Here is a 2,450-nt window from a genome sequence, read left to right on the forward strand (position 1 = left end):
GCTTGAACCGTTCCGTCACCACGCTGATCAAGGCTACGGCATCATAGGCGGAGAAACTGCTCGGCGCATCGGTGAGGTCGGACACGGCCATGAAATGCAGGTCTTCGATCAGTGCGCCCAGACGACCTGTTTCCTCTTGCAGAGAGCTTACCGCCGCTTGATCCAGCGGCCTGATGCCATCCTTCAAGGCTTCCAACTCACCGGACAGAACGGTTAGCGGGGTTCGCAGCTCATGCCCGATTTCCGCCAGCCAGCCGCGCCGCGCCTGATCGGCTCGAGCGAGGCTTTCGGCCATTTGGTTTATATTGTTGCCCATCGTCGCAATCTCGTCGAATCCTTCGGATTCCGTGCGAACATCAAAATTACCGCCCGCAATTTCCTTTGTCGCGCTTTCCAAATTGGCCATCCGCCGCGTCCCGGCGCGGGCAAAGGCCCAGGCGGACAAACCGGCAAATACCATCAGCGCAGCAACCAGCAGCGCCGCATTGACATATTGATCACGCAGGAAGCGGGCATTGACGCTGTCGGGCGCCGGTCCGGGCGGGATCATTTTGACCGTGCCGACAGTTTCACCGCCCAGAATAATCTGGCGCTCGAACATATCCAACCCACCTTGCGGCGTAGACGGTGGCAGCGGCGGGCCATCGATTTGCTCACCCTTTGCATCAAACAGCAACAATCGTGGCGCTAGAAAGCTGGGCGGCCCGTCGCCTTGTGGTGGAGGCGGGCGTCGGGCTGGCCTATCCCCGGGAAGCGGCCTATCCGGCCTTTCCGATGGATGTCTTTCGGATCGGAAATCTGGCCCTCTGCTGGCTATCAGTCCTTCTCTAACCATGTCACTATGGAGGCTTTTCAACGTCAGCTGTCCTGCCTTGAGGGCCTCGACGCCGCCCCGTTCTTCGAGTTGTTGCGAGATTACTCCGGCATAGGCATCAATCATTTCCACGTCGCGCGCTTCGAGATAACCAGCAAAACCACGGCTAAGATTCCACGCCATCACCGACGCCATCGCCAACGAGGCGACCAGCGCAGTCACCGCCACCAGCAGGAATAATTTGTGAAATAATTTCAGCTTCATTGATTGCTTATCTGCCCATCCACTCTCAATTGGTAGGGCATAAATGTGGATGCAATATGGGGATGTGCAGGCGGCTGCAACCGCCATGTTGCGTTCCGGTCAATCTTTGCTCCGAAAGAGCGTTTAGAATGAAAAACCGCTTCAGGGACACGAAATCCCGAGAATAGCCGAGTTTATTGTAGAGCGGTTAGCGGAACGAATGAGCCAATATGCTGGCAACGATGCCGCCGTTTGCTTTCCTTCGGCCAAAAGGGTTGAGCGGTGCATAACGTGCCAAAGATCTTGCTACAAATTGATACAAGATACTTTTATCTCAACAAAACCTGCGTGCTATACATTCTGCGATTCTAGATGATGATGTGCTGCTGATCGCCCTTATCAACAGTCTGACCCGTGCCGGCATCGGCAAAGCATTCCGACAAGGTCCAAATGCAATGAACTGCGGCGAGGGTTACGGAACGAACTTTGCGCCTGCAAATCGGGATGAAGTGAACCCGAAGAACAAGAAAGTATCTACGTGATTGTAAAAACCCTCCCCGTAAATTTGCACAGTTTGCTCCTTCTGGCGTTGGTGGGCCTTTCTGCAGCATGTTCACCAACAACGACATTGAACACCGCTCAAAACGGTGCCCGCTGCGCCGATGTCACTGCCTCGGTCAATGATGCGGGATTTGCGGATACGGTTTCAGTAGACTGCACAGAGGGCAAAGCCATCATACGGTCCAATAGCTATCCTGACCATATTCTGATGACCGGCATAGTGGGAACCAACGAACAGGTGCCTGTGCCGGCAGAGGGTTACGCCGCGCCGATCCCGCTGGAGCCGGTTTTGGGTGAGACGCCGCAGACCCGGGACGCCGCTTTGGGGGTTGCTGTGAATGGCGTGCCCATTTTCGATTATACAGGCGGGGGCGAGATGACGGTCGCGGATCTCTATCACCACCAGACACAGCATGATACGCTGCAGACCGAGCAGCTTGATGTGTGCGGCGGACATGCCGGCCGGGGGGACGATTATCACTATCACGTGAAACCCACCTGCATGGTCGATCAGATGAAGAATAAAGGCGATGCAGCGATTATCGGATGGGCCTTTGACGGTTTTCCGATTTACGGCGACAACAATCCCGACGGGACCGTGATCGCCGCCGGAACTCTCGATGTCTGCAATGGGCAGCCCGATGCTTCTTATGGCTACCGCTACCATACATCGGCCAAAGCGCCCTATATTGTCCAGTGCCTGATGGGCTTGGTTGCCAGCATGCGCGAGCTGCCCAGGATTTCCCCTTTGGTTCCGGCATCTGGCGGCCCCGGGCTGGATCCGGGCGTTCCACCAAGAGGTGGAGTGAAAAATCTGGTTTTCTCGCAGGAC

General features: G+C 56.0%; 2 protein-coding genes. One reads left to right on the forward strand and one right to left on the reverse strand.

The features are described 5' to 3' along the window. Nucleotides 1–1,078: histidine kinase dimerization/phospho-acceptor domain-containing protein (locus WBM93_RS02870; RefSeq protein WP_424427972.1), on the reverse strand; the 1,078-nt coding region annotated here is incomplete at its 3' end. Between the two features lie 607 nt (nucleotides 1,079–1,685). On the opposite strand from WBM93_RS02870, the gene WBM93_RS02875 reads away from it, so the two are divergent. After that, a partial coding sequence (locus WBM93_RS02875) for a YHYH protein (protein WP_424427974.1) occupies nucleotides 1,686–2,450 on the forward strand: 765 nt, incomplete at its 3' end.

The organism is Parasphingorhabdus sp. (assembly GCF_049667325.1).
Lineage (GTDB): Bacteria > Pseudomonadota > Alphaproteobacteria > Sphingomonadales > Sphingomonadaceae > Parasphingorhabdus.